A 20,769-nucleotide genomic window follows, 5' to 3' on the forward strand; every position below is an offset into this window, starting at 1 on the left:
TGGCCAGTGGCGGGCGGGGCGCACCTCTGTTGTCGTTGCGTCGTTCTACGGCCGCCATCGGCCGACCTTGAGTCGGGACTAACACCGAGCCGGCCCCGCGCGCCCCTCTCGACAGGCGGATGCGCCGCCTGCGTTATACCCGGCCAAAAAAGGGAGGAATGGCCGAATCGTCATATCAATGTCCGAATCGCGATAAAACTTGGCCTGACATTCTTGATACGCCACATTACACTTCTTTGACGCAACAACGATTCAAACGCGCCGATCCCCCTCAGAGCGCGTCCTGCCACCTCAACTCGCTCAGCTCACATGGAAACCAGCCTCGATCCGGGCGCCGGCACCGCCGCCGCGGCCCAGCCGTCTGCTCCACCCGCCCCGCGCACCGTCTACCCGGTGCTCGGCGCGATCAGCTTCTCGCACATGCTCAACGACATGATCCAGTCGTTGATCCTCGCGATCTATCCGATGCTCAAGAGCCAGTTCGCGCTGTCGTTCGCGCAGATCGGGCTGATCACGCTGACCTACCAGATCACCGCATCGCTGCTGCAGCCGCTCGTCGGCCTGTATACCGACAAGCGGCCGAAGCCCTATTCGCTGCCGGTCGGGATGGGCTTCACGCTCGCGGGGCTGCTGCTGATGTCGGCCGCCCGGAACTTCCCGACGCTGCTGGCGGCGGCGGCACTGGTCGGGTGCGGTTCGTCGGTGTTCCATCCGGAATCGTCGCGCGTCGCGCGGATGGCATCGGGCGGCCGTCACGGGCTCGCGCAGTCGCTGTTCCAGGTCGGCGGCAACGCCGGCTCGGCGCTCGGGCCGCTGCTCGCCGCGCTGGTCATCATCCCGCACGGCCAGCACAGCATCGCGTGGTTCTCGGCCGCCGCGCTCGTCGCGATGGTCGTGCTCACGCAGATCGGCCACTGGTACAAGCAGCATCCGTCGATGAAGAAGAAGGCCGCGGCGGCCGGCCATCCGACGCTGTCGCAGGGCCGCGTGCTCGCCGCGATCGGCGTGCTGGTGCTGCTGGTGTTCTCGAAATACTTCTACCTCGCGAGCATCAACAGCTATTTCACGTTCTATCTGATCGACAAGTTCCACCTGTCGGTGCAGGCCGCGCAGATCCACCTGTTCGTGTTCCTCGCGGCCGTGGCCGCCGGCACGCTGATCGGCGGGCCGGTCGGCGACCGGATCGGCCGCAAGTACGTGATCTGGGTATCGATTCTCGGCGTCGCGCCGTTCACGCTGCTGTTGCCGTACGCGAACCTGTTCTGGACCAGCGTGCTGAGCGTGATCATCGGCATCGTGCTGGCCTCGGCGTTCGCCGCGATCCTCGTCTATGCGACGGAGCTGATGCCCGGCAAGGTCGGGATGGTCGCGGGGCTGTTCTTCGGCTTCGCGTTCGGCCTGGGCGGCGTGGGCGCCGCCGTGCTCGGCCAGCTCGCGGACGCGACGAGCATCACGTTCGTGTACAAGGTGTGCTCGTTCCTGCCGCTGATCGGCGTGCTGACGGTGTTCCTGCCGAACCTCGAAAGCAACCGGCGCAAGCAGGCGTGACGAACCGGCCGCGGCGGGCGCGCCGCGGCCGGTCGATCGAAAAACGTTATGAAGCGTTTCGCCAAACGGCTATCGGTGCCGGGACTCTCGCGTTCCACGATCAAGCATTCGAGCGCCCAGCCAGACCAACGCCAATGCGATCACAGTCGTTCAACCACCCCATGCGTCCACCGCTCTGGCGATCCACGATGTATAAACACCGGCCGGCAACGGTCCGTCGTCGGGAACGGTTGTCGAGTTCGGATCATTGACATATCGACCGTTGCCGCCAAATGCGGAGACCGCCCCGAAACCCGCGCAATGCAGGACGGACGAGCGTTGACGGTTCAACGAGAAAACACATTCGGCAGGTATTCGGACCCTCTCTGGATCGCTATTTTTTATACAACCGCGTGCGACGTGCGGTCGTCCTGACTGCCTCAACTTCCCCGGCAGCCGTGCGAGCTTAATCCATCGTGGTTTCGTCGTCATTGCTGCGCCCAGGCGCAGCGAGCGTCACTATACGCCTGCCGCGTCACGCTTCGTCGCATGCAGCGTCAGGAAACGCTTGAGGATGCCGGACGAATAGCTGCTCGCGATGGCCGACAGGAAGTGCGAGAACGACTGCGTCGCGTGGTCGTCGGCCGTGTCGGAGATGGTGCGCACGAGCGCGAACGGCACGTCGTGTTCGGCGCACACCTGCGCGATCGCCGCGCCTTCCATCTCGACCGCGAGCGCGTCCGGCAGTGCGTCGCGCAGCGCGACGACCTCGGGTTCGCTCGACACGAAGCGGTCGCCGCTGATGATCAGCCCGCCGTGCAGCGCCGCGCCGGCCAGCCCGAAGCGCTCGGCGAACTGCGCGCCCTCCTCCGCGACGAACAGCGTGCACGCGGCCTTCAGGCGGGCCGTGAGTGCCGCATCGGTCGCGAAGCGCGTGATGCCGAGCAGCGGCACCTCGTAGCGCGGAAACAGCGGCGACGCATCGAGATCGTGCTGCAGCAGCGTATCCGCGACGACGACGTCGCCCACGCGCACCGTGCGCGACACGCCGCCGGCCACGCCGGTGAACACGACACCGGACACGCCGAACACGTGGATCAGCGCGCTGACCGTCGCGGCGGCCGCGACCTTGCCGACCCGCGCGAGCGTGACGACGCAGGCCGCGCCGTGCACGGTGCCGACGTGGTAATCGCGGCGGCCGAGCGTGACCGTGTTCATCGCGCCCTCGGCGCGCATCGCGGCGATCAGGTCGCCGAGTTCCTCGGGCAGCGCGGCCAGAATGCCGAGCGGACGCGTCGCAACCGTTTCAACCCTGTCGATGCCCATCATTCCACCGCCTGCAGTTTCGCGACCGCCAGCGCGAGCCACTTCTCGCCGTGCCGCTTGAATTTCACCTGCGCCTTCGCATCGGCGCCGCTGCCTTCGAGCGCGGTGACCGTGCCCTCGCCGAACTTGGTATGGAACACCGGCTGGCCGACGCGGAAACCGGTGTCGGCCGCGCGCTGCTTGTTCGCGAACGCCGGCAGCGGCGCGGTGACCGCCGCATCGACGACCTGCTCGCGACTGCCGCCGCCCGGCCGCGCGAACCAGTCGCGCCCCCAGCCGGCATTGTCCGAGCGGCCGCCCCAGCGCGACCCCGCCTCGACCTTCGGCGTCAGCCACTTCAGCACGTGCTCCGGCAATTCGTCGAAGAAGCGCGAGCGCACGTTGTAGCGCGTCTGGCCGTGCAGCATCCGGCTCTGCGCGAACGACAGGTAGAGCCGCTCCTTCGCACGCGTGATCGCGACGTACATCAGCCGGCGCTCTTCCTCGAGGCCGTCGGACTCGAGCACGCTGTTCTCGTGCGGGAACAGCCCTTCCTCGAGGCCGGTGATGAACACGGCCGAGAATTCCAGGCCCTTCGCCGCATGCACCGTCATCAGTTGCACCGCGTCCTGGCCGGCCTGCGCCTGGTTGTCGCCGGCCTCCAGCGACGCGTGCGACAGGAAGCCCGCGAGCGGCGTCATCGTGTCGGGGTTCTGGGCCGGGTCGGCGGGCGAGACCGCATCGAGCACGTCGACCGCCGGATCGTCCGTCGCGGCGCCGAGCGCGGGCGCCGCGATCGCGCCGGCGCGCAGCGGGATTGAACGGGCCGGCGTATCGAGCCCGTAGCCTTCCTCGGCAATGAACGCGGTGGCCGCGTTCACGAGTTCCTGCAAGTTCTCGAGACGATCCTGGCCTTCGCGCTCGCCCTGGTAGAAATCGGCGAGACCGCTGGCGCGCACGATGTGCTCGACGGTGTCGGGCAAGTTCATCTGCTGCGTATCGGCACGCATCTTCGCGACCAGGTTCGCGAACCCGCCGAGGCTCGTGCCGGCCTTGCCCGTCACGTACGGAATCGCGGCGGCCATCGAGCAGCCGTACAGGCGCGCGGCGTCGGCCAGCTGCTCGATCGAGCGCGCGCCGATCCCGCGGGTCGGGAAGTTCACGACGCGCACGAACGCGGTGTCGTCGTTCGGGTTGTCGATCAGGCGCAGGTAGGCGAGTGCGTGCTTCACTTCCTGGCGCTCGAAGAAGCGCAGGCCGCCGTACACGCGATACGGGATGCCCGACGACATCAGCGTGTGCTCGATCGAGCGCGACTGCGCGTTGCTGCGGTACAGGACGGCCACTTCGCTGCGTGCCATCCCGGTGTTGATCAGCGAACGGATCTCCTCGACGATCCAGCCGGCTTCCTGCGAATCGGTGCTCGCCTCGTACACGCGCACGGGCTCGCCGTGGCCGGCGTCGGTGCGCAGGTTCTTGCCGAGGCGGTGCGCGTTGTTCGAGATCAGCTGGTTCGCGGCATCGAGGATGTTGCCGTGCGACCGGTAGTTCTGCTCGAGCTTGATCAGGTTGCGCACGCGGAATTCGTCTTCGAAGTCGCGCATGTTGCCGACGTTCGCGCCGCGGAACGCGTAGATCGACTGGTCGTCGTCGCCGACCGCGAAGATCGCGTTCTGGCCGCCCGCGAGCATCTTGAGCCACGCGTACTGCAGCTTGTTGGTGTCCTGGAACTCGTCGACGAGGATGTGCTTGAAGCGCGCCTGGTAATGCGCGCGCAGCGGCGCGTTGTACGCGAGCAGTTCGTAGCAGCGCAGCAGCAGCTCGGGGAAATCGACGACGCCCTCGCGCTGGCACTGCTGGTCGTACGCCTGGTACAGCTCGACGAACTTGCGGTTGAAGCTGTCGGTCGCGTCGACCTTGTCCGGGCGCAGCCCTTGCTCCTTCGCGTTGTTGATGAAGTACTGGACGTTCTTCGGCGGGTACTTCTCGTCGTCGACGTTCGCCGCCTTCATCAGCCGCTTGATCGCGGACAGCTGGTCGGCCGTATCGAGGATCTGGAAGGTCTGCGGCAGGCCGGCGTCGCGCCAGTGCGTGCGCAGCATCCGGTTGCACAGGCCGTGGAACGTGCCGATCCACATCCCGCGCGTGTCGATCGGCATCATCGCCGACAGGCGCGCCATCATCTCGCGCGCGGCCTTGTTGGTGAAGGTCACGGCAAGCACGGTGGGCGGCGACGCGTAGCCCTGCTGGATCAGCCACGCGATGCGGGTGATCAGCACGCGGGTCTTGCCGCTGCCCGCCCCTGCGAGGATCAGCGCCGGTTCGTTCGGCAACGTGACGGCGGCGAGTTGTTCGGGGTTCAGATTGGCGAGCAGGTCGGGCATGGAGCGGCAGCGAACGGGCGAGAAAAATGCGGACCCGACATTATAAGTCGGCCGCGCGATGCCGTTCCCGATCCGTTCGACTGCACGTCGCAGGCGTGTTGCCGGCGAGCGGCGCCCGTGTCGCGACGGGCCCGCACCGGCAAGGCGATGGCTGGTCGATGTGCATCCATTTATAATTGTCGGATTCGGCATCCAATTCACGCATTTTTCGGCAGATTTCCAACATGAGCGACAACACGCTTGCGAAGAGTTTCGAGCCCCACACCATCGAGTCCCAATGGGGGCCGGAGTGGGAAAAACGCGGCTATGCGGCTCCGGCCTTCGACCCGGCCCGCCCCGATTTCTCGATCCAGTTGCCGCCGCCGAACGTGACGGGCACGCTGCACATGGGCCACGCGTTCAACCAGACGATCATGGACGGCCTCACCCGCTACCACCGGATGCTCGGCGAGAACACGCTGTGGGTGCCCGGCACCGACCACGCGGGGATCGCGACCCAGATCGTCGTCGAGCGCCAGCTCGACGCGCAGGGCGTGTCGCGCCACGACCTCGGCCGCGAGAAATTCGTCGAGCGCGTGTGGGAATGGAAGGAAAAATCGGGGTCGACGATCACCGGCCAGGTCCGCCGTCTCGGCGCGTCGCCCGACTGGTCGCGCGAATACTTCACGATGGACGACAAGATGTCGGCCGCCGTGCGCGACGTGTTCGTCACGCTCCATGAACAGGGCCTGATCTATCGCGGCAAGCGTCTCGTCAACTGGGATCCGGTGCTGCTGACCGCCGTGTCGGACCTCGAAGTCGTGAGCGAAGAGGAAAACGGCCACCTGTGGCACATCCGCTACCCGCTCGTCGACGGTTCGGGCTCGCTCACCGTCGCCACGACGCGTCCGGAAACGATGCTCGGCGACGTCGCGCTGATGGTGCACCCGGAAGACGAGCGCTACGCGCACCTGATCGGCAAGCTCGTCACGCTGCCGCTGACGGGCCGTGAAATTCCGGTGATCGCCGACGACTACGTCGACCGCGAGTTCGGCACGGGCGTCGTGAAGGTCACGCCCGCGCACGACTTCAACGACTACCAGGTCGGCCAGCGCCACAAGCTCGCGCCGATCGAGATCCTGACGCTCGACGCGAAGATCAACGACAACGGCCCCGAGCAGTATCGCGGCCTCGATCGCTTCGACGCGCGCAAGGCGATCGTCGCCGACCTCGACGCAGAGGGGTTCCTCGACTCGGTGAAGCCGCACAAGCTGATGGTGCCGCGCGGCGACCGCACGGGCGTCGTGATCGAGCCGATGCTGACCGACCAGTGGTTCGTCGCGATGACGAAGCCGGCGCCGGAAGGCACATTCAATCCCGGCAAGTCGATCACGGAAACGTCGCTCGACGTCGTACGCAACGGCCAGATCAAGTTCATCCCGGAAAACTGGACGACCACCTATTACCAGTGGCTCGAGAACATCCAGGACTGGTGCATCTCGCGCCAGCTGTGGTGGGGCCACCAGATTCCCGCGTGGTACGGCGAGAACGGCGAGGTGTTCGTCGCGCGCAACGAGGAAGATGCGCGCGCGAAGGCGGCAGCGCAGGGTTACACGGGTGCGCTCAAGCGCGACGAAGACGTGCTCGACACGTGGTTCTCGTCGGCGCTCGTGCCGTTCTCGTCGCTCGGCTGGCCGAACCAAACACCTGAACTGAAGCACTTCCTGCCGTCGTCCGTGCTCGTCACGGGCTTCGACATCATCTTCTTCTGGGTCGCCCGGATGGTGATGATGACCACGCATTTCACGGGCCAGGTGCCGTTCCACACCGTGTACGTGCACGGCCTCGTGCGTGACGCGGAAGGCCAGAAGATGTCGAAGAGCAAGGGCAACACGCTCGACCCGATCGACATCGTCGACGGCATCGACCTCGACACGCTCGTCGCGAAACGCACGACGGGCCTGATGAACCCGAAGCAGGCCGCGACGATCGAGAAGAAGACGCGCAAGGAATTCCCGGACGGCATCGCCGCGTTCGGCACCGACGCGCTGCGCTTCACGATGGCGTCGATGGCGACGCTCGGCCGCAACGTGAACTTCGACCTCGCGCGCTGCGAAGGCTATCGCAACTTCTGCAACAAGCTGTGGAACGCCACGCGCTTCGTGCTGATGAACTGCGAAGGCCACGACTGCGGCAGCGACAAGCCGGAAGTCTGCGGCGCGGGCGATTGCGGCCCGGGCGGCTACCTCGACTTCTCGGCGGCCGACCGCTGGATCGTGTCGCTCCTGCAGCGCACCGAGGCCGACATCGCGAAGGGCTTCGCCGATTACCGCTTCGACAACATCGCCAGCAGCATCTACAAGTTCGTGTGGGACGAGTACTGCGACTGGTATCTCGAACTCGCGAAGGTGCAGATCCAGAACGGCACGCCGGAACAGCAGCGCGCGACGCGCCGCACGCTGCTGCGCGTGCTGGAAACGGTGCTGCGCCTCGCGCATCCGATCATCCCGTTCATCACCGAAGCGCTCTGGCAGAAGGTCGCGCCGCTCGCCGGCCGCTATCCGCAAGGCCAGGCCGAGGGCGAAGCGTCGCTGATGACGCAGGCGTATCCGCTCGCGAACCTGCAGAAGATCGACGAAGCGTCCGAACAATGGGCGGCCGACCTGAAGGCGATCGTCGACGCGTGCCGCAACCTGCGCGGCGAGATGAACCTGTCGCCGGCGACCAAGGTGCCGCTGCTGGCGGCCGGCGACGCCGAGCGCCTGCGCTCGTTCGCGCCGTACGTGCAGGCCCTCGCCCGCCTGTCCGAAGTGCAGATTCTCGCGGACGAAGCGACGCTCGACAAGGAAGCGCACGGCGCCCCGATCGCGATCGTGGGCCCGAACAAGCTGGTGTTGAAGGTGGAAATCGACGTCGCGGCCGAACGCGAGCGCCTGTCGAAGGAAATCGCGCGCCTGACCGGCGAGATCGCGAAGTGCAATGCGAAGCTGGGCAACGAGGCGTTCGTCGCGAAAGCGCCGCCGGCCGTGGTCGAGCAGGAGCAGAAGCGCGTCGCGGAATTCCAGAGCACGCTCGAAAAACTGCGTGCGCAGCTCGATCGGTTGCCTGCGTAACAAACGGTAAGGTCGTTTGCGTTCACTATAATCGGAACGTGAACATAGACTGTCTGACAAGTCGATTACAGGAATAAAGGTTCGATCATGTTGAAAGTTACCAAGGCGGTATTCCCCGTCGCCGGTCTCGGCACGCGGTTCCTGCCGGCAACGAAGGCGAGCCCGAAGGAAATGCTGCCGGTCGTCGACAAGCCGCTGATCCAGTACGCGGTCGAGGAAGCGATCGCCGCGGGCATCACCGAGATGATCTTCGTGACCGGGCGCAGCAAGCGCGCGATCGAGGACCACTTCGACAAGTCGTACGAGGTCGAGGCCGAACTCGAGGCGCGCGGCAAGGAGAAGCTGCTCGAGCTCGTGCGCAGCATCAAGCCGAGCCATGTCGACTGCTTCTACGTGCGCCAGCCGGAAGCGCTCGGCCTCGGCCATGCGGTGCTGTGCGCGGAAAAGCTGGTGGCCGACAACCCGTTCGCGGTGATCCTCGCGGACGACCTGCTCGACGGCAACCCGCCCGTGATGAAGCAGATGGTCGACGTGTTCGACCACTATCACAGCTCGGTGATCGGCGTGGAAGAGATCCCGCCATCGGAGACGAAGTCGTACGGGATCGTCGACGGCAAGGAGTGGGAAGAATCGATCGTCAAGATGTCGGCGATCGTCGAGAAGCCGGCGCCGGAAGTCGCGCCGTCGAACCTCGGCGTGGTCGGCCGCTACATCCTGAAGCCGCGGATCTTCGAACACCTGCGTGCGCTGAAGCCAGGCGCGGGCGGCGAACTGCAGCTCACCGACGCGATCCAGGCGCTGCTCGCCGACGAGCAGGTGCTGGCCTACAAGTACCAGGGCACGCGTTACGACTGCGGCAGCAAGCTCGGCTACCTGAAGGCGACGGTCGAGTTCGCACTGCGCCACCCGGAAGTCGGCACCGAGTTCGACGCGTACCTGCGCGCGCGCGGCAACCCGCAACCGATCGCCTGAACGCGGCACGGGCCGGCCTCGCCTCGTCGGCGGGCCTGCCCTCACCTCACGGCCGGCGCGTCAGCGCGTCGTGGCCGGCTTCACCGAGACGACGCCCGGCATTGCGCCCGCGTCGTCTTTTTTCGTCTTCACGAGCCAGCCGCCACCCGGTTCGAACGGCAGCTTCGCCAGCGCGCTCTTCACGAGCGTCGGTGCGGCCTGCCGGGTGCCCGCGTCGCGATCGCGCAGCGAGGCCGATACGCGATAGACGTCAGCCCCCGACTTCGCGTCGACGAAACGCAGCGTCAGCACGTGGCGGTATACCTTGCCCGCGAACGGCAGCGCGAACGGCGCCGGCCCGTCGACCGTCACGCACGCGCTGCTCGCGGCGCCGCACTGGTCGGCCGTCGTTGCAACCGACGCCGGCTGCGTCGCATAGGCGATCGACAACCGGTAGTCCGCGGCCTTGCCCGGCTGCGCGGCGAAACCGCGGTGCGCGAGTTCGTCGCGCACGAGCGTCTCGATCTGGCGGTATTCGGCATCGTCGGCCTGAGCGGCCGTGCGCACGAAATCGTAGCCGTGCGTGCCGGACGCGAACACATTCGGCTGCCCGAGCGTGCTCACGCCGGTCGTGACACCGGCGCAACCCGTCAACAGCGAGACGGCCAGCGCGGTCGCTGCCCATTCCTTTCTCATGACTTCCCCCAAATGCCTGCCGTCGTGCCCGGCCCTGTCAGGCGAACGGCTCGTCGATCGCGGGCAGCGACACCGTCACCGCGGTGCCGACCCCCACTTCGCTGTCGACCGTCACGCTGCCGCCGTGGCGCGTGACGACCGTCTTCACGAATGCCATGCCGAGCCCGGAACCCGAGATCTCGGGCCGCTCGCCGGCATGGAACCGCTTGAAACGCTCGAACAGATGCCGCTGATCTTCCGGCGCGATACCGTACCCCTGGTCGCGAATCGTACAGAACATCCGCTTCGATGCATGCTCGACCGTCAGCGTACACGCGATCACCGTGTCGGACGGACTGTATTTGACCGCGTTGTTCAGCAGGTTGACGAACGCACGCGTGATCAGCGAGCGATCGGCGCGCGTCCAGCACATGTCGGTACCGACGTCGGTATCGATGCGGATGCGCTTCGCCTGCGCCTGCGGCCACACTTCGTCGCTCGCGTCGATCAGCACGTCGACGAGACCGGTCGGTTCGAGCTGGTAGGCCTGCGACTCCGCGCGCGCCAGCTGCACGAACTCGTCGGCCAGCGACAGCGCACGGTGCGCATAGCGCTCGATCCGCGCGAGCAGCCCGCGCATCGCATCGGTTTCGACGCGATCGCGCTCGATCTCGACGAGCGCGAGGATCGACGATTGCGGCGAGCGCATGTCGTGCGACAGCAGGTGCAGCGCCTCCTCGCGCTGCCGCTCGGCCGCATGCAGCTCGGTCACGTCGACGAGGCCGGCAATCCAGCCGGTCACGCGACCCTGCGCGTTGGTACACGGGGCGTAGCGTAACAGATGGTCGAGCCCGTCGCGGTCGCGCACCTCGATGCCGCGCGCCATCGCGTCGTGCTCGGCCTCGAGCGTCGGGTCAAGCGCGGCCGGCCAGTGTTCGCGGATCGTGACGTCGTGTTCGGCGTTGCCGTCGACGGTCTTCATGAAGGTCAGCTCGCCGAGCGCCGCCTGCAGTTGACGCCCCTCCGGCAGCGGCAGCGCGAGCCGCGACCCGTAGCGCTTGGCCGCATGGTTCGCGATCAGCACGGTGCCGGCCAGGTCGGTGACGAAGATCGGCTCCGGCATGCTGTCGAGGCTGTCCCACACGAAGCGCTTCATGTCCTGCACGCGCTGCGCGGCCTGCGCCATCAGCGCCATCTGCCGCTCGAGCACGTCGCCACCGACGCTGCGCGTGCGCGGCGCCTCGGGCAGCAGGTGCGGCTCGTCGGCGAGCCGCTGCAGCTCGCGGCGCAGGTACGACATCGTCATTTCCAGGCGCCGCCAGTTCCAGATCGGGTACACGGCGATCAGCCCGAAGATCGCGGGCGCGGGCGACAGCCACACGCGCGCCTCGAACAGCAGCGCCAGGCTCGCGACGGCGGCCAGCGCGGCGAGACTCAGCGTCAGCAGCAGCGCGCGCCATGGCGACAGCATCAGGAAGCCGCCCAGCAGCACGGCGAGCGGCAGCAGCGACGCGGCGAACAGCCCCGCGCGCGACGCGGGCAGGATCGCGCTGCCGGTCGTCAGCATGTCGAGCACGTTCGCGTGGATGTACACGCCGGCGAGCGGGCCGAAATCCCCCGACACCGGTGTCGCGAAACGGTCGTAGAGGCCCGACGCCGTCACGCCGACGACGACGATCTTGCCGCGCAGCGCGTCGGGCTTCACGCGCCCTTCGAGCACGTCGTCGAACGACAGCGTCGGATACGCGGGCGTATTGCGGCTGAACGGAATCAGGTAGCGGCCCTCGCCCGCCGCATCGCGCGACAGGTCGTGCGCTCGCGCGCCGGGCGCGCCGCCGACCGGATGCAACCGGCCGGCCTGGATCGCGCGGTAGACGGGCACCATCAGCTGCGGCCAGCGCACGCGCCCGTCGCTTTCGAACAGCGCGACGCTGCGCACGATGCCGTCGGGATCGACTTCGAGATTGATGTGGCCGAGCCCCATCGCACGCGCCGAGAGCTCGGCCACCGGCGGATCGACGGCACGCGTGCCGTCCGCCTGCTCGGGGCTCAGCAAGACGGGCAGGAAGGTCGGCACATGGGCCATCGCGTCGGCGAACGCGCGATCGTCGGACGATGGCTCGGTAAACAGCACGTCGTAGACGACGGCGGCCGGCTGCGCGCGCGCGAGCGTGTCGAGCAGCCGCGCATGCACGGTGCGCGGCCACGGCCAGCGGCCGAGTGCGGACACGCTCTGGTTGTCGATATCGACGACGACGACGTCGGGCGACAGCGGCAGGCTGCGCAGCATCAGCAGCCGGTCGTAGATCAGCCCGTCGACGCTCGACGACAGCCGGCCGAGCGCGCACACGAGAATCACCGCGACCCCGAGGCAGCCGATCGCGATCCACTCGATCAGGAAGCGGCGGCCGAGGCGCCGCCGCGGAGAAATGGCATCCGGTTTCATGCGCCGCGGGTCAGCGCGACAGCGTGAACGCGCTGACCGGACTCGTCTTCTGATAGAACTTGCCGCCTTCGAATTCCTCGACCGTCACCGCCCAGTAGTAGTCGCCGGGCGGCAGGTGCGCGACGGCGATCTTGCGCGCCTGCAGGCCCACCTGGTCGACGACCGGCGCGCTCAGGTCCTTCGAGCGCGACAGCACGAACCGGTAGCGCGCATCCTTGCCCGAGCCGTTCGGCGACCAGCGGAACTCGTAGCCATCCGCGCCGGGCGACGCAGTTGCGTCGAGCCCCATCTGGCGCCGCTCGAACGCATAGGTGCGCGGCAGCCCTTCGAGGCCGCTGGCATCGATCGCGGCGACCCGCACGAAGTACGTGCCGTTCGGCACGTCGCGGAACACCGCGCGCGGCGCGTCGGTACGCGTTTCGCGGAACAGGTCGAGCATGCCCGCGTCGTGCGCGAGTTCCAGGCGGTACGCGTGCGCATCGGCCAGCGGCGCGATGTCGAACGCGACGTCGGGCTCGTCCTGCACCTTGTCGGGGTGCGCGAGCGCCGGTGCAGGCAGCAGCTGGACCGGCGCGCCGACCGCGCCGGACGACGTCGCGACACTGCCGAAGCTCGCATGCACGAGCGTCGGATCGGCCGGCCGCCGCTTGCCCGCGACGCCGACGGTGCCGTCAAGCACTTCGACGCGCGTCGCCGCGTTGCCGGCGGCGTCGTAGTTCACGCGGAACCGCGTGCCGCGCACGCCGGCCACGACCGACGGCGAACGGATCTGGAAGCGGTCGTCGCGTTTCTTCAGATGCGTGACTTCGCTGTCGACCGAGCCGCGCGAGAGTTCGAACTCGCGATCGAGCGTGCCGGTCAGCACGGTGCGGCGCAATGTCTTCAGGTCGAGCTGGCTGTCGGGCGGCAGGCTCATGTGCGTGCCGTCGGCAAGCTCGAGCGTGACGAAGCCGTTCGCGCCGGTGCGCACGCGGTCGCCCTCGTTGAGCGTCGCATCGTTCGCAAGCGGCGTGTAGGCCTCGGCGCTCGCGCGCTCGGCCGTGCCCTGCACGGCGACGACGCGGGCGGTCAGCTTTTCCTTGCGCAGCCGCGCGACCGGCAGCTTCAGCGCGATGCCGGGCTGCAGGTGCTTCGGCGCGGGCACGCCATTGATCTGCTGCAGCAGTTGCCAGTCGTCCGGGCCCTGCAGATAGCGCGCGGCGACGTCGTACAGCGTGTCGCCGGCCTGCGTGCGGTAGACGATCGTCTTGCCCGCGGCCGCCGGCGGCTGCGCGGCGGCCTGCTGGGCCGCGCCAGCGAACGCAAACGCGCCCGCGCACGCCGCGCGCAGCGCGGCCGTGCGCAAGCTCGCGGTGCGCTGCGTGATTCCCGTGGTCACTCCGGTTCTCCCTGGCCGACCCGCTCGAGCCGGTAGCCGTAGCCGTAGATCGGCGCGAGCCGATAGCCGTTTTCCGGCCGCAGGCCGAGCTTCGTGCGCAGCATCGAGATGTGCGTGTCCATCGTGCGCGACGGAATGTCGGTCGCCTGCTTCCACACGAGATCGAGAATGTGCGCGCGCGACAGCGGCCGGTCGAGATGCTGGAACAGCAGCAGTGCGAGCTCGAATTCCTTCTGCGTGAGGCTCACGGCCTTGTCGCCGACATACGCCTGCTTCAGGTTCACGTCGAAACGGAACTGGTCGAACTCGCGAACGGCCGCCTCGGCATTGACCGGATACGCACGGCGCAGCAGCGAACCGATGCGTGCCCGCAGGATCGGGCCCGACACGGGCTTGACCACGTAATCGTCGGCGCCGGCGTTGAGGATCTGCGTGATCCCCGCCTCGTCGTCGCGGCTCGTCATGAAGATGATCGGCAGGCTGTGCTCGGTCTGGTTCGCACGCACCCACTTGAGCACTTCCTCGCCGGACATGTCCGGCACATTCCAGTCGAGCACGAGCAGATCGAACGTCTCGCGTTGCAGACGCTTCTTCAGGGCCTTGCCTTCCTTGAACGAATAGCACGTATGGCCGGCGGCCGTCAGCGTTTGACTGACGAAATCCGTCTGGGCCGGATCGTCATCCAGTACAGCAATTCTCATAGCACCCCGCAAAACGAAATCGATTCGTCCAGTTCAGCTCCCCGCGCTCACCCCGCCACGCGCCATGCGCGCGACGCCAACACCAGCCGGCGAGCCGTCGTTTGCCGCCCGCGCAACCTGCGCGATGCGGCACCCCGGCCAATATCTCAAAAACGGGGCACGGACGAACCGGCGATTTCATCATAGTAGTATGAAATTCGCCAAGAAATTGCGCGGACTACGGTCCTTTATTCGAATAATCCTTCCCGTCGCGCGTTCGCGCCTAGTCGGCGTCTGCCATTCCGGCCACCGGCTCGCCCCAGTCGTCGGCCGGCACGCGCCCGCGCCGCACGGCGGGCGACTGCTCCGGCTGCTCCAGCATGCGCCGCAGCTGGCCGCGCACGCGCTCCCACGCCGGCGCCGCATAATCGGGCTGGCTCGCCGCCCACGCCTGGGCGAACTCGAACACGCGCTCGACCGTTGCTCCGCAATACGTGAAGCCCGCGCCGTCGTGCCGCGCGGCGTCGCGCAGCCGCTCGCCGAGCGATTCGGCCAGCCACGGCATCTCGGCCGCCGCCGAATCCGCATACGCCTCCAGCGCGGCACGCGCGTGGCGATCCTGCTGCGGGTCGAGCTCGATCCGGCTCAACCCCGCCGCGCGTGCGGGCGCACTGCATTCCGCCGCGGCCGGACTTCGAATGGTCCCTGGTCTGAAGGACATGTCCTTTCCCCGTTTGTACGACGGCAGCGTCAGGCATGGCCCCCGTGCCCGCCTCGTATGACGTACCGTGGCCGGCGCATCCATCCGAGACGGACGACCGGCCGGTCAGTATACGCAGCCGGTCGTGCAACGAGGTTTAAGAATTGTCAGGGGCGGCAGAGTACTGAGGAGCGGCGGGGCCGCAACGGGCGCCGTGCCCGCGCGGGTGCCGCAAGCGGCGCGTGATGCGGGCCGTCAGCGGCGGCGCATCAGGAACACGAATGTCTTGTCCTGGGTCGTCACGTCGACGATCTCGTTGCCCGTCTGCTTCGCGAACGCGGCGAAATCGCGCTGCGAGCCCGGATCGGTCGCGAGCACCTTGAGGATCTGCCCGCTCTCCATATCGGCGAGCGCTTTCTTGGCGCGCAGGATCGGCAACGGGCAATTGAGCCCGCGCGCGTCCACTTCCTTGTGAATCTGCATCGGCTGTCGACCTTCGAATGACGCGCCACACGGGCGCGGGAGGAAGCGGCGATTTTACCGCAGCGCGGCCGCGGCTGCCCGTGCGGCCGGGGCCCTGTCCTGCCGACGCGGCATGGCCGCGCCCGCTCCGTCAGACGGTTGTCACGCGCCCGGGAAGCCGCCCGCGAGCCGCTCGCGCAGGTGCCGCACGAGCGCGCGCACCGCGCTCGGCACGACCGGGCTGTACGGCCGGATCGCGAAGATGTGGTCGCCGAACGCGCCCGACGGCCGCCAGCCGTCGAGCAGCGCGACGAGCCGCCCGGCGTCGAGATCGCGCTGCGCACTGAAATCCGGCAGCAGCGCGATGCCGAGCCCGCCGAGCGCGGCCTCGCGCATCGCCTCGCTGTTGTTCGCCGCGAAGCTGCCGCGCACCGGCACGCTCACGCGTTCGCGCCGCCGGCCGTCCGGCTCGAAGCTCCAGGCGGCCGGCTCGTGCTCGCGCAGGTAGCACAGGCAGCTGTGGTCGACGAGTTCGTTCGGATGGCGCGGCGCGCCGCGCGCGTCGAGGTACTCGCGGCTCGCGACCAGCAACGAACGCGTGTCGCACAGCTTCCACGCGACGTGGGTTTGCGGCGCGGTCGTCGTATGACGGATCGCGAGGTCGAAGCCCTCCTGCGTCAGCGAATGCAGCCGGTCGGACAGGTCGAGCTCGATATGCACGCCCGGATGCTGCCGCAGGAAATCCGGCAGGTGCGGCACGACCTGCTGGCGCCCGAGCGCGACGGGCACGGTCACGCGCAGCAGCCCGCGCGGTTCGCCGGCCAGGTCCTTCACGCGCGAGAAATGCTGGCCGATCGACTCGAACGCGTCGCGCGTGCTGTCGACCAGCGTCTGCCCGGCGTCGGTGAGCCGCACGCTGCGGGTGGTGCGCCGGACGAGCGGCACGCCGGCCGCCTTCTCGAGATCGGCGATGCGCTGGCTCATCGCGGCCTTGCTGATGCCGAGCCGTTGCGCGGCGGCCGTGAAACTGCCGGCCGCGGCCAGCACCGTCAGCGAATGGATATGCGGCCAAAGCGCCTGGACATTTTGCTGATTCATCCGGTGATTATTCAGAATTCTGAACAGTGAATCAAGCTGCGCGGCCTTCTCCCGCCCCGCCGCTTTGCCTAGACTAGGTTCCGTCCACCCCCATCCCCCAGGAGACACGATGAATACGGTTCCCGCCTACACCTCCGACGCCGACGTCGGCCACTATGTCGACGGCGCGCCGGTTGCCGGCCGCAGCGGCCGCTTCCAGGACGTGCTCAACCCGGCGCTCGGCCGCGCGGTGCGCCGCGTCGCGCTCGCCGACGGCGACGAAGTGCAGCGGGCCGTCGCCTCCGCCCATGCCGCGTTCCCGGCCTGGGCCGCCACGCCGCCGATCCGCCGCGCCCGCGTGCTGCACCGCTTCCTGCAGCTGATGAACGAGCACCGCGACACGCTCGCGGCGATGATCACTGCCGAGCACGGCAAGGTGTTCTCCGACGCGCAGGGCGAAGTCGCGCGCGGCATCGACATCATCGAATTCGCGTGCGGCGTGCCGCAACTGCTGAAGGGCGACTTCACCGACCAGGTCAGCACCGGCATCGACAACTGGACGATGCGCCAGCCGCTCGGCGTCGTCGCGGGCATCACGCCGTTCAACTTCCCGTGCATGGTGCCGTGCTGGATGTTCCCGGTCGCGCTCGCGACGGGCAACACGTTCGTGCTGAAGCCGAGCGAGCGCGACCCGTCGGCGGCACTGTTCATCGCCGACCTGCTCACGCAGGCCGGGCTGCCGGCCGGCGTGTTCAACGTCGTGCAGGGCGACAAGGGCGCGGTCGACGCGCTGCTCGACCACCCGGACGTGCAGGCCGTCAGCTTCGTCGGCTCGACGCCGATCGCGGCCTACGTGCAGCAGCGCGCGGTGCAGTCGGGCAAGCGCGTGCAGGCGCTCGGCGGCGCGAAGAACCACCTCGTCGTGATGCCCGACGCGAACCTCGACCAGGCGGTCGACGCGCTGATCGGCGCCGCGTATGGCTCGGCCGGCGAGCGCTGCATGGCGATCAGCATCGCGGTGCTGGTCGGCGACGTGGCCGACAAGATCGTGCCGGCGGTCGCCGAACGCGCGCGCAAGCTGGTGATCGGCGACGGGATGTCGCCGGAAGTCGAGATGGGCCCGATCGTCACCGGCGAAGCGCTCAAGCGCATCGAAGGCTATATCGAGCAAGGCGTCGGCGAAGGCGCGCAACTGGTGGTCGACGGCCGCGGGCTGCGCGTGCCGGGCCGCGAGGCAGGCTTCTTCACCGGCGGCACGCTGTTCGATCACGTGCGCCCCGACATGCGCATCTACAAGGAAGAGATCTTCGGGCCGGTGCTCGGCTGCGTGCGCGTGAAGGACTTCGGCGAAGCGGTCGACCTGATCAACGCGCACGAGTTCGGCAACGGCGTCGCGTGCTTCACGAGCGATGGCGGCATCGCGCGCGAATTCGCGCGGCGCATCCAGGTCGGCATGGTCGGCATCAACGTGCCGATTCCGGTGCCGATGGCCTGGCACGGCTTCGGCGGCTGGAAGAAGAGCCTGTTCGGCGACATGCACGCATACGGCGAGGAAGGCGTGCGCTTCTATACGCGCCAGAAGTCGGTGATGCAGCGCTGGTCGTCGAGCATCGGCAAGGGCGCCGAGTTCGCGATGCCGACCGCGAAGTAAGCGTGGTCGACGCACTGCCGGCCGCTTCGCGCCGCAGGCGGCGGGCACATGAAAGGCCGGCGTCAGCCGGCCTTCGTGCCGTGTGCGCCGTCGGCGGTCGGCAGGTACGACAGCTCGAGCCGGTACGCGAGCGCGACGAACAGGCTCTGCGCAAGGCCCATCGTCGCGGTCAGCGCGCGGAACCCGAAGGTCGCGCTGTCCTGCACCATCAGCGTCACCTCGGCCTCCCGCGCGAGCGGGCTCATCCGGCTGTCGGTGATCGCGATCAGGCGCGCGCCGCGCTGCACGGCCTGCTGCGCAACCTGCACCGTCTCGTCCGCATACGGCATGAACGAGATCACGATCATCACGTCGCCCTCGCGCACCGACCGGATCTGCCCGAGATGCATGCTGCCGAGCGCGCTGAACAGCCCGATGCGCTTGTCGGTGTGCTGCAGCGCATAGTCGAGATACACGGCGATCGGAAACGCGCGGCGCGAACCGGCGATCCAGATCGCCTGCGTGTCGGCGAGCAGATCGACGGCCTGCGCGAGCGCCTGCGGGTCGAGCGTCTGCCGCAGCTGCTGCATGCCGGCAATGCTGCCCTTGATGAATTCGTCGGCGATCTGCTCGGGCTGCAGGCTCGACGAACCCGATTCGATCACGTCGCGCAGCCGCAGGTTGTACGCGCGGCCCGGCGCGATCTGCTGCGCCAGCCCCTCGCGGAACAGCCGCTGCATCTCGGAGAAACCGGAGAAGCCGAAGTGCTTCGCGAACCGCACGACGGCCGACGGCTGGACGCCGCACGCCTCCGCGAGCGACTGGATCCCCTCCAGCCCAAGCTGGTCCCGATGCGTTTCGACGTGACGCGCGATCACCTTCAGGCGATTACTGAGGCCGTCGTACTCCTGCGTCAGATGCTGCAGGAACTGCTCGACGGTGGCGGGAGGTTTCTCGGATGAGCTCATCGGATAGCGCGAAGTTGACGGCCCCGATGCGCGCTCGGCTTGCGGACGCGCCCGGGGCTCACCTGTAGACATGCATGAAGGGCGAATTTAATCACGTTTGCGGCATGGCTCGTGCCGCACGCTCGCTCCCACGCGCTCGATCATCACCTGCACACGCTCCACGGCGATACGGGAAACGATTTTCCAACGTGCTTGCCGCGTCGTAAAGATTAGGGCGTTTACCGACGCCGATACCGACGCCGATGCGGGCGCCAACGCCGGCGGCCGCTGGCCGATGCCGTGCGTCGCCCCTCCCCCGCTCAACGATAGTCGACCCACACGCCGCCCGCATCGGCGGACCGCACGCAGTTCTCGACCCACCGCACGCCCTCGACGCCCGCGTGGACGTCCGGAAAATGGATGCCCTTCAACGCTTGCGCGTCGCCGCGATCGGCCGCGTCCATCGCGAGCGCGAAGCGCGCATACAGGTTCGACCACGCGTCGAACAGCCCTTCCGGATGCCCGGCGCCGATGCGATCCTCGCGCAGCGCGTGCGGATGCAGATACCCCATCCCGCGATCGAGCACCTGCGCCGGCTGCCCCTGGATCTCGTAGCGCAACTGGTTCGGATGCTCGTCCCACCATTCGACGCTCGCCCTCGAGCCGATCACGCGCACCTTCTGCCCGTGCATCGAGCCCGCGTTCACCGCGCTCGACCACACGTAGCCGATCGCACCCGTGTCGTATTCCATGATCGTGAACGCGTTGTCCTCCAGCGGCGCGCGGCTCTTCACGAAGCTTTGCCGCGAGCACATCAGCCGGCGAATCTTCAACTCGGGCGCCATCACTTCCGAGATGTACAGCGGATGCGTGCCGATGTCGCCGAGCACATAGCTCGGGCCGGCGAACTTCGGATCGACGCGCCAGCGTGCCGCCGCGCTCGCGGCCTCGACGCCCACGCTGTGGAAGCCGTGCGCGAACTGCATCTGCACGATGCGGATCTCGCCGAGATCGCCGCGCGCGATCATCTCGCGCGCCTGTTCAATCATCTGGTGTCCGGAATAACCGTACGCGACGCCGACGACGCGGTTCTGCTCGACCGACAGCCGCTGCAGCGCCTCGGCCTCCTCGGTCGTGAAGCACAGCGGCTTCTCGCAGACCACGTGGAGCCCCGCGTTCAGCGCCGCGCGGCAGATCTCGAAGTGCGTGTTGTTCGGCGTCGCGATCGACACCGCGCGGATGCCGTCCGCGCGCTTCGCCTCGGCATCGAACATCGTCCGGTAGTCCGGATAGCAGCGCCCGCCATCGACGCCGAGCTTCATGCCGAACTGCCGGCCGCGCTCGGCATCGATGTCGAATGCGCCGGCGACCAGCTGGAAGCTGCCGTCCCGCAGCGCTGCCGACCGGTGGCTATAGCCGATCTGGCTGCCGAGCCCGCCGCCGACCATGCCCCAGGGAATCGAATGCCCGAGCAGAATCTGTCCGTCGATCATGATTGTCGTGTTCCTGTCCGTT

15 protein-coding genes and 1 pseudogene are annotated in these 20,769 nt (G+C 67.9%); 4 read left to right on the top strand and 12 right to left on the bottom strand.

Features of this window, described 5'->3' with window-relative positions; all coding sequences use genetic code 11:
- Positions 1-309: 309 nt before the first annotated feature.
- Entirely contained in the window at positions 310-1,548 is a 1,239-nt protein-coding gene (locus ACTJKF_RS22475) for an MFS transporter (RefSeq protein ID WP_440626225.1), read from the top strand.
- A 145-nt stretch (positions 1,549-1,693) separates the two neighbouring features.
- On the opposite strand, the pseudogene ACTJKF_RS22480 reads toward ACTJKF_RS22475, so the two are convergent.
- From ACTJKF_RS22480 to ACTJKF_RS22490, 3 genes and pseudogenes are all read right to left on the bottom strand, one after another.
- A pseudogene (locus tag ACTJKF_RS22480) lies at positions 1,694-1,902 on the bottom strand (tlde1 domain-containing protein); the annotation flags it as partial.
- Positions 1,903-2,046: 144 nt separating this feature from the next.
- Positions 2,047-2,856, bottom strand: a complete 810-nt coding sequence (locus ACTJKF_RS22485) for a 5'-methylthioadenosine/adenosylhomocysteine nucleosidase (RefSeq protein ID WP_440626227.1) — start codon at positions 2,854-2,856, stop codon at positions 2,047-2,049.
- Positions 2,853-5,216, bottom strand: coding sequence for a UvrD-helicase domain-containing protein (locus ACTJKF_RS22490; RefSeq protein ID WP_440626229.1), 2,364 nt, complete (start codon positions 5,214-5,216; stop codon positions 2,853-2,855). Before ACTJKF_RS22490 ends, ACTJKF_RS22485 begins: the two co-directional genes overlap by 4 nt.
- A 224-nt stretch (positions 5,217-5,440) precedes the next feature.
- Between ACTJKF_RS22490 and ACTJKF_RS22495 the strand changes: the two genes are divergently transcribed.
- Together ACTJKF_RS22495 and galU are read left to right on the top strand one after the other, a co-directional pair.
- The gene (locus ACTJKF_RS22495; RefSeq protein ID WP_440626231.1) at positions 5,441-8,308 is read left to right on the top strand and encodes a valine--tRNA ligase; all 2,868 of its coding nucleotides are present in this window, start codon (positions 5,441-5,443) and stop codon (positions 8,306-8,308) included.
- 87 nt (positions 8,309-8,395) lie between these two features.
- On the top strand, positions 8,396-9,280 hold the full coding sequence (galU, locus tag ACTJKF_RS22500; protein ID WP_440626233.1) for a UTP--glucose-1-phosphate uridylyltransferase GalU: 885 nt from the start codon (positions 8,396-8,398) through the stop codon (positions 9,278-9,280).
- A 60-nt stretch (positions 9,281-9,340) separates the two neighbouring features.
- On the opposite strand, the gene ACTJKF_RS22505 is transcribed toward galU, so the two are convergent.
- The 7 genes from ACTJKF_RS22505 to ACTJKF_RS22535 form a co-directional block, all read right to left on the bottom strand.
- Positions 9,341-9,955: a DUF4136 domain-containing protein gene (locus ACTJKF_RS22505; protein WP_440626235.1), complete on the bottom strand. Its 615-nt coding sequence runs from the start codon at positions 9,953-9,955 to the stop codon at positions 9,341-9,343.
- A 37-nt stretch (positions 9,956-9,992) separates the two neighbouring features.
- Positions 9,993-12,380 (bottom strand): CHASE2 domain-containing protein, encoded by a 2,388-nt coding sequence (locus tag ACTJKF_RS22510; RefSeq protein ID WP_440626237.1) that lies wholly within the window; start codon positions 12,378-12,380, stop codon positions 9,993-9,995.
- A gap of 10 nt (positions 12,381-12,390) precedes the next feature.
- Positions 12,391-13,758, bottom strand: coding sequence for a FecR domain-containing protein (locus tag ACTJKF_RS22515; RefSeq protein ID WP_440626239.1), 1,368 nt, complete (start codon positions 13,756-13,758; stop codon positions 12,391-12,393).
- Complete coding sequence (locus tag ACTJKF_RS22520) at positions 13,755-14,459, bottom strand: response regulator transcription factor (RefSeq protein WP_440626241.1); 705 nt, start codon at positions 14,457-14,459, stop codon at positions 13,755-13,757. The genes ACTJKF_RS22515 and ACTJKF_RS22520 overlap by 4 nt, the downstream gene beginning before the upstream one ends.
- Before the next feature lie 262 nt (positions 14,460-14,721).
- Positions 14,722-15,159, bottom strand: a complete 438-nt coding sequence (locus ACTJKF_RS22525) for a peptidase (RefSeq protein WP_440626242.1) — start codon at positions 15,157-15,159, stop codon at positions 14,722-14,724.
- A gap of 234 nt (positions 15,160-15,393) precedes the next feature.
- Positions 15,394-15,621 (bottom strand): sulfurtransferase TusA family protein, encoded by a 228-nt coding sequence (locus ACTJKF_RS22530; protein WP_011884475.1) that lies wholly within the window; start codon positions 15,619-15,621, stop codon positions 15,394-15,396.
- A gap of 141 nt (positions 15,622-15,762) precedes the next feature.
- Entirely contained in the window at positions 15,763-16,698 is a 936-nt protein-coding gene (locus ACTJKF_RS22535) for a LysR substrate-binding domain-containing protein (protein WP_440626245.1), read from the bottom strand.
- Positions 16,699-16,807: 109 nt separating this feature from the next.
- Between ACTJKF_RS22535 and ACTJKF_RS22540 the strand changes: the two genes are divergently transcribed.
- Positions 16,808-18,328 (top strand): CoA-acylating methylmalonate-semialdehyde dehydrogenase, encoded by a 1,521-nt coding sequence (locus ACTJKF_RS22540; protein WP_440626247.1) that lies wholly within the window; start codon positions 16,808-16,810, stop codon positions 18,326-18,328.
- Positions 18,329-18,390: 62 nt separating this feature from the next.
- On the opposite strand, the gene ACTJKF_RS22545 is transcribed toward ACTJKF_RS22540, so the two are convergent.
- Positions 18,391-19,275: a MurR/RpiR family transcriptional regulator gene (locus tag ACTJKF_RS22545; RefSeq protein ID WP_410730542.1), complete on the bottom strand. Its 885-nt coding sequence runs from the start codon at positions 19,273-19,275 to the stop codon at positions 18,391-18,393.
- A 299-nt stretch (positions 19,276-19,574) separates the two neighbouring features.
- A complete protein-coding gene (locus ACTJKF_RS22550; protein WP_440626249.1) occupies positions 19,575-20,747 on the bottom strand; it encodes a Gfo/Idh/MocA family protein in 1,173 nt (390 codons plus the stop codon).
- Positions 20,748-20,769: the final 22 nt, after the last annotated feature.

The sequence above is a fragment of the Burkholderia sp. 22313 genome (assembly GCF_052045245.1).
Taxonomy (GTDB): Bacteria; Pseudomonadota; Gammaproteobacteria; order Burkholderiales; family Burkholderiaceae; genus Burkholderia.

What these genes read in the sequence shown, in the direction of transcription:
- ACTJKF_RS22475 (WP_440626225.1), top strand. Translation starts at nt 310, where the DNA reads ATGGAAACCAGCCTCGATCCGGGCGCCGGCACCGCCGCCGCGGCCCAG.
- ACTJKF_RS22485 (WP_440626227.1), bottom strand. Translation starts at nt 2,856, where the DNA reads ATGATGGGCATCGACAGGGTTGAAACGGTTGCGACGCGTCCGCTCGGC.
- ACTJKF_RS22490 (WP_440626229.1), bottom strand. Translation starts at nt 5,216, where the DNA reads ATGCCCGACCTGCTCGCCAATCTGAACCCCGAACAACTCGCCGCCGTC.
- ACTJKF_RS22495 (WP_440626231.1), top strand. Translation starts at nt 5,441, where the DNA reads ATGAGCGACAACACGCTTGCGAAGAGTTTCGAGCCCCACACCATCGAG.
- galU (WP_440626233.1), top strand. Translation starts at nt 8,396, where the DNA reads ATGTTGAAAGTTACCAAGGCGGTATTCCCCGTCGCCGGTCTCGGCACG.
- ACTJKF_RS22505 (WP_440626235.1), bottom strand. Translation starts at nt 9,955, where the DNA reads ATGAGAAAGGAATGGGCAGCGACCGCGCTGGCCGTCTCGCTGTTGACG.
- ACTJKF_RS22510 (WP_440626237.1), bottom strand. Translation starts at nt 12,380, where the DNA reads ATGAAACCGGATGCCATTTCTCCGCGGCGGCGCCTCGGCCGCCGCTTC.
- ACTJKF_RS22520 (WP_440626241.1), bottom strand. Translation starts at nt 14,459, where the DNA reads ATGAGAATTGCTGTACTGGATGACGATCCGGCCCAGACGGATTTCGTC.
- ACTJKF_RS22525 (WP_440626242.1), bottom strand. Translation starts at nt 15,159, where the DNA reads ATGTCCTTCAGACCAGGGACCATTCGAAGTCCGGCCGCGGCGGAATGC.
- ACTJKF_RS22530 (WP_011884475.1), bottom strand. Translation starts at nt 15,621, where the DNA reads ATGCAGATTCACAAGGAAGTGGACGCGCGCGGGCTCAATTGCCCGTTG.
- ACTJKF_RS22535 (WP_440626245.1), bottom strand. Translation starts at nt 16,698, where the DNA reads ATGAATCAGCAAAATGTCCAGGCGCTTTGGCCGCATATCCATTCGCTG.
- ACTJKF_RS22540 (WP_440626247.1), top strand. Translation starts at nt 16,808, where the DNA reads ATGAATACGGTTCCCGCCTACACCTCCGACGCCGACGTCGGCCACTAT.
- ACTJKF_RS22545 (WP_410730542.1), bottom strand. Translation starts at nt 19,275, where the DNA reads ATGAGCTCATCCGAGAAACCTCCCGCCACCGTCGAGCAGTTCCTGCAG.
- ACTJKF_RS22550 (WP_440626249.1), bottom strand. Translation starts at nt 20,747, where the DNA reads ATGATCGACGGACAGATTCTGCTCGGGCATTCGATTCCCTGGGGCATG.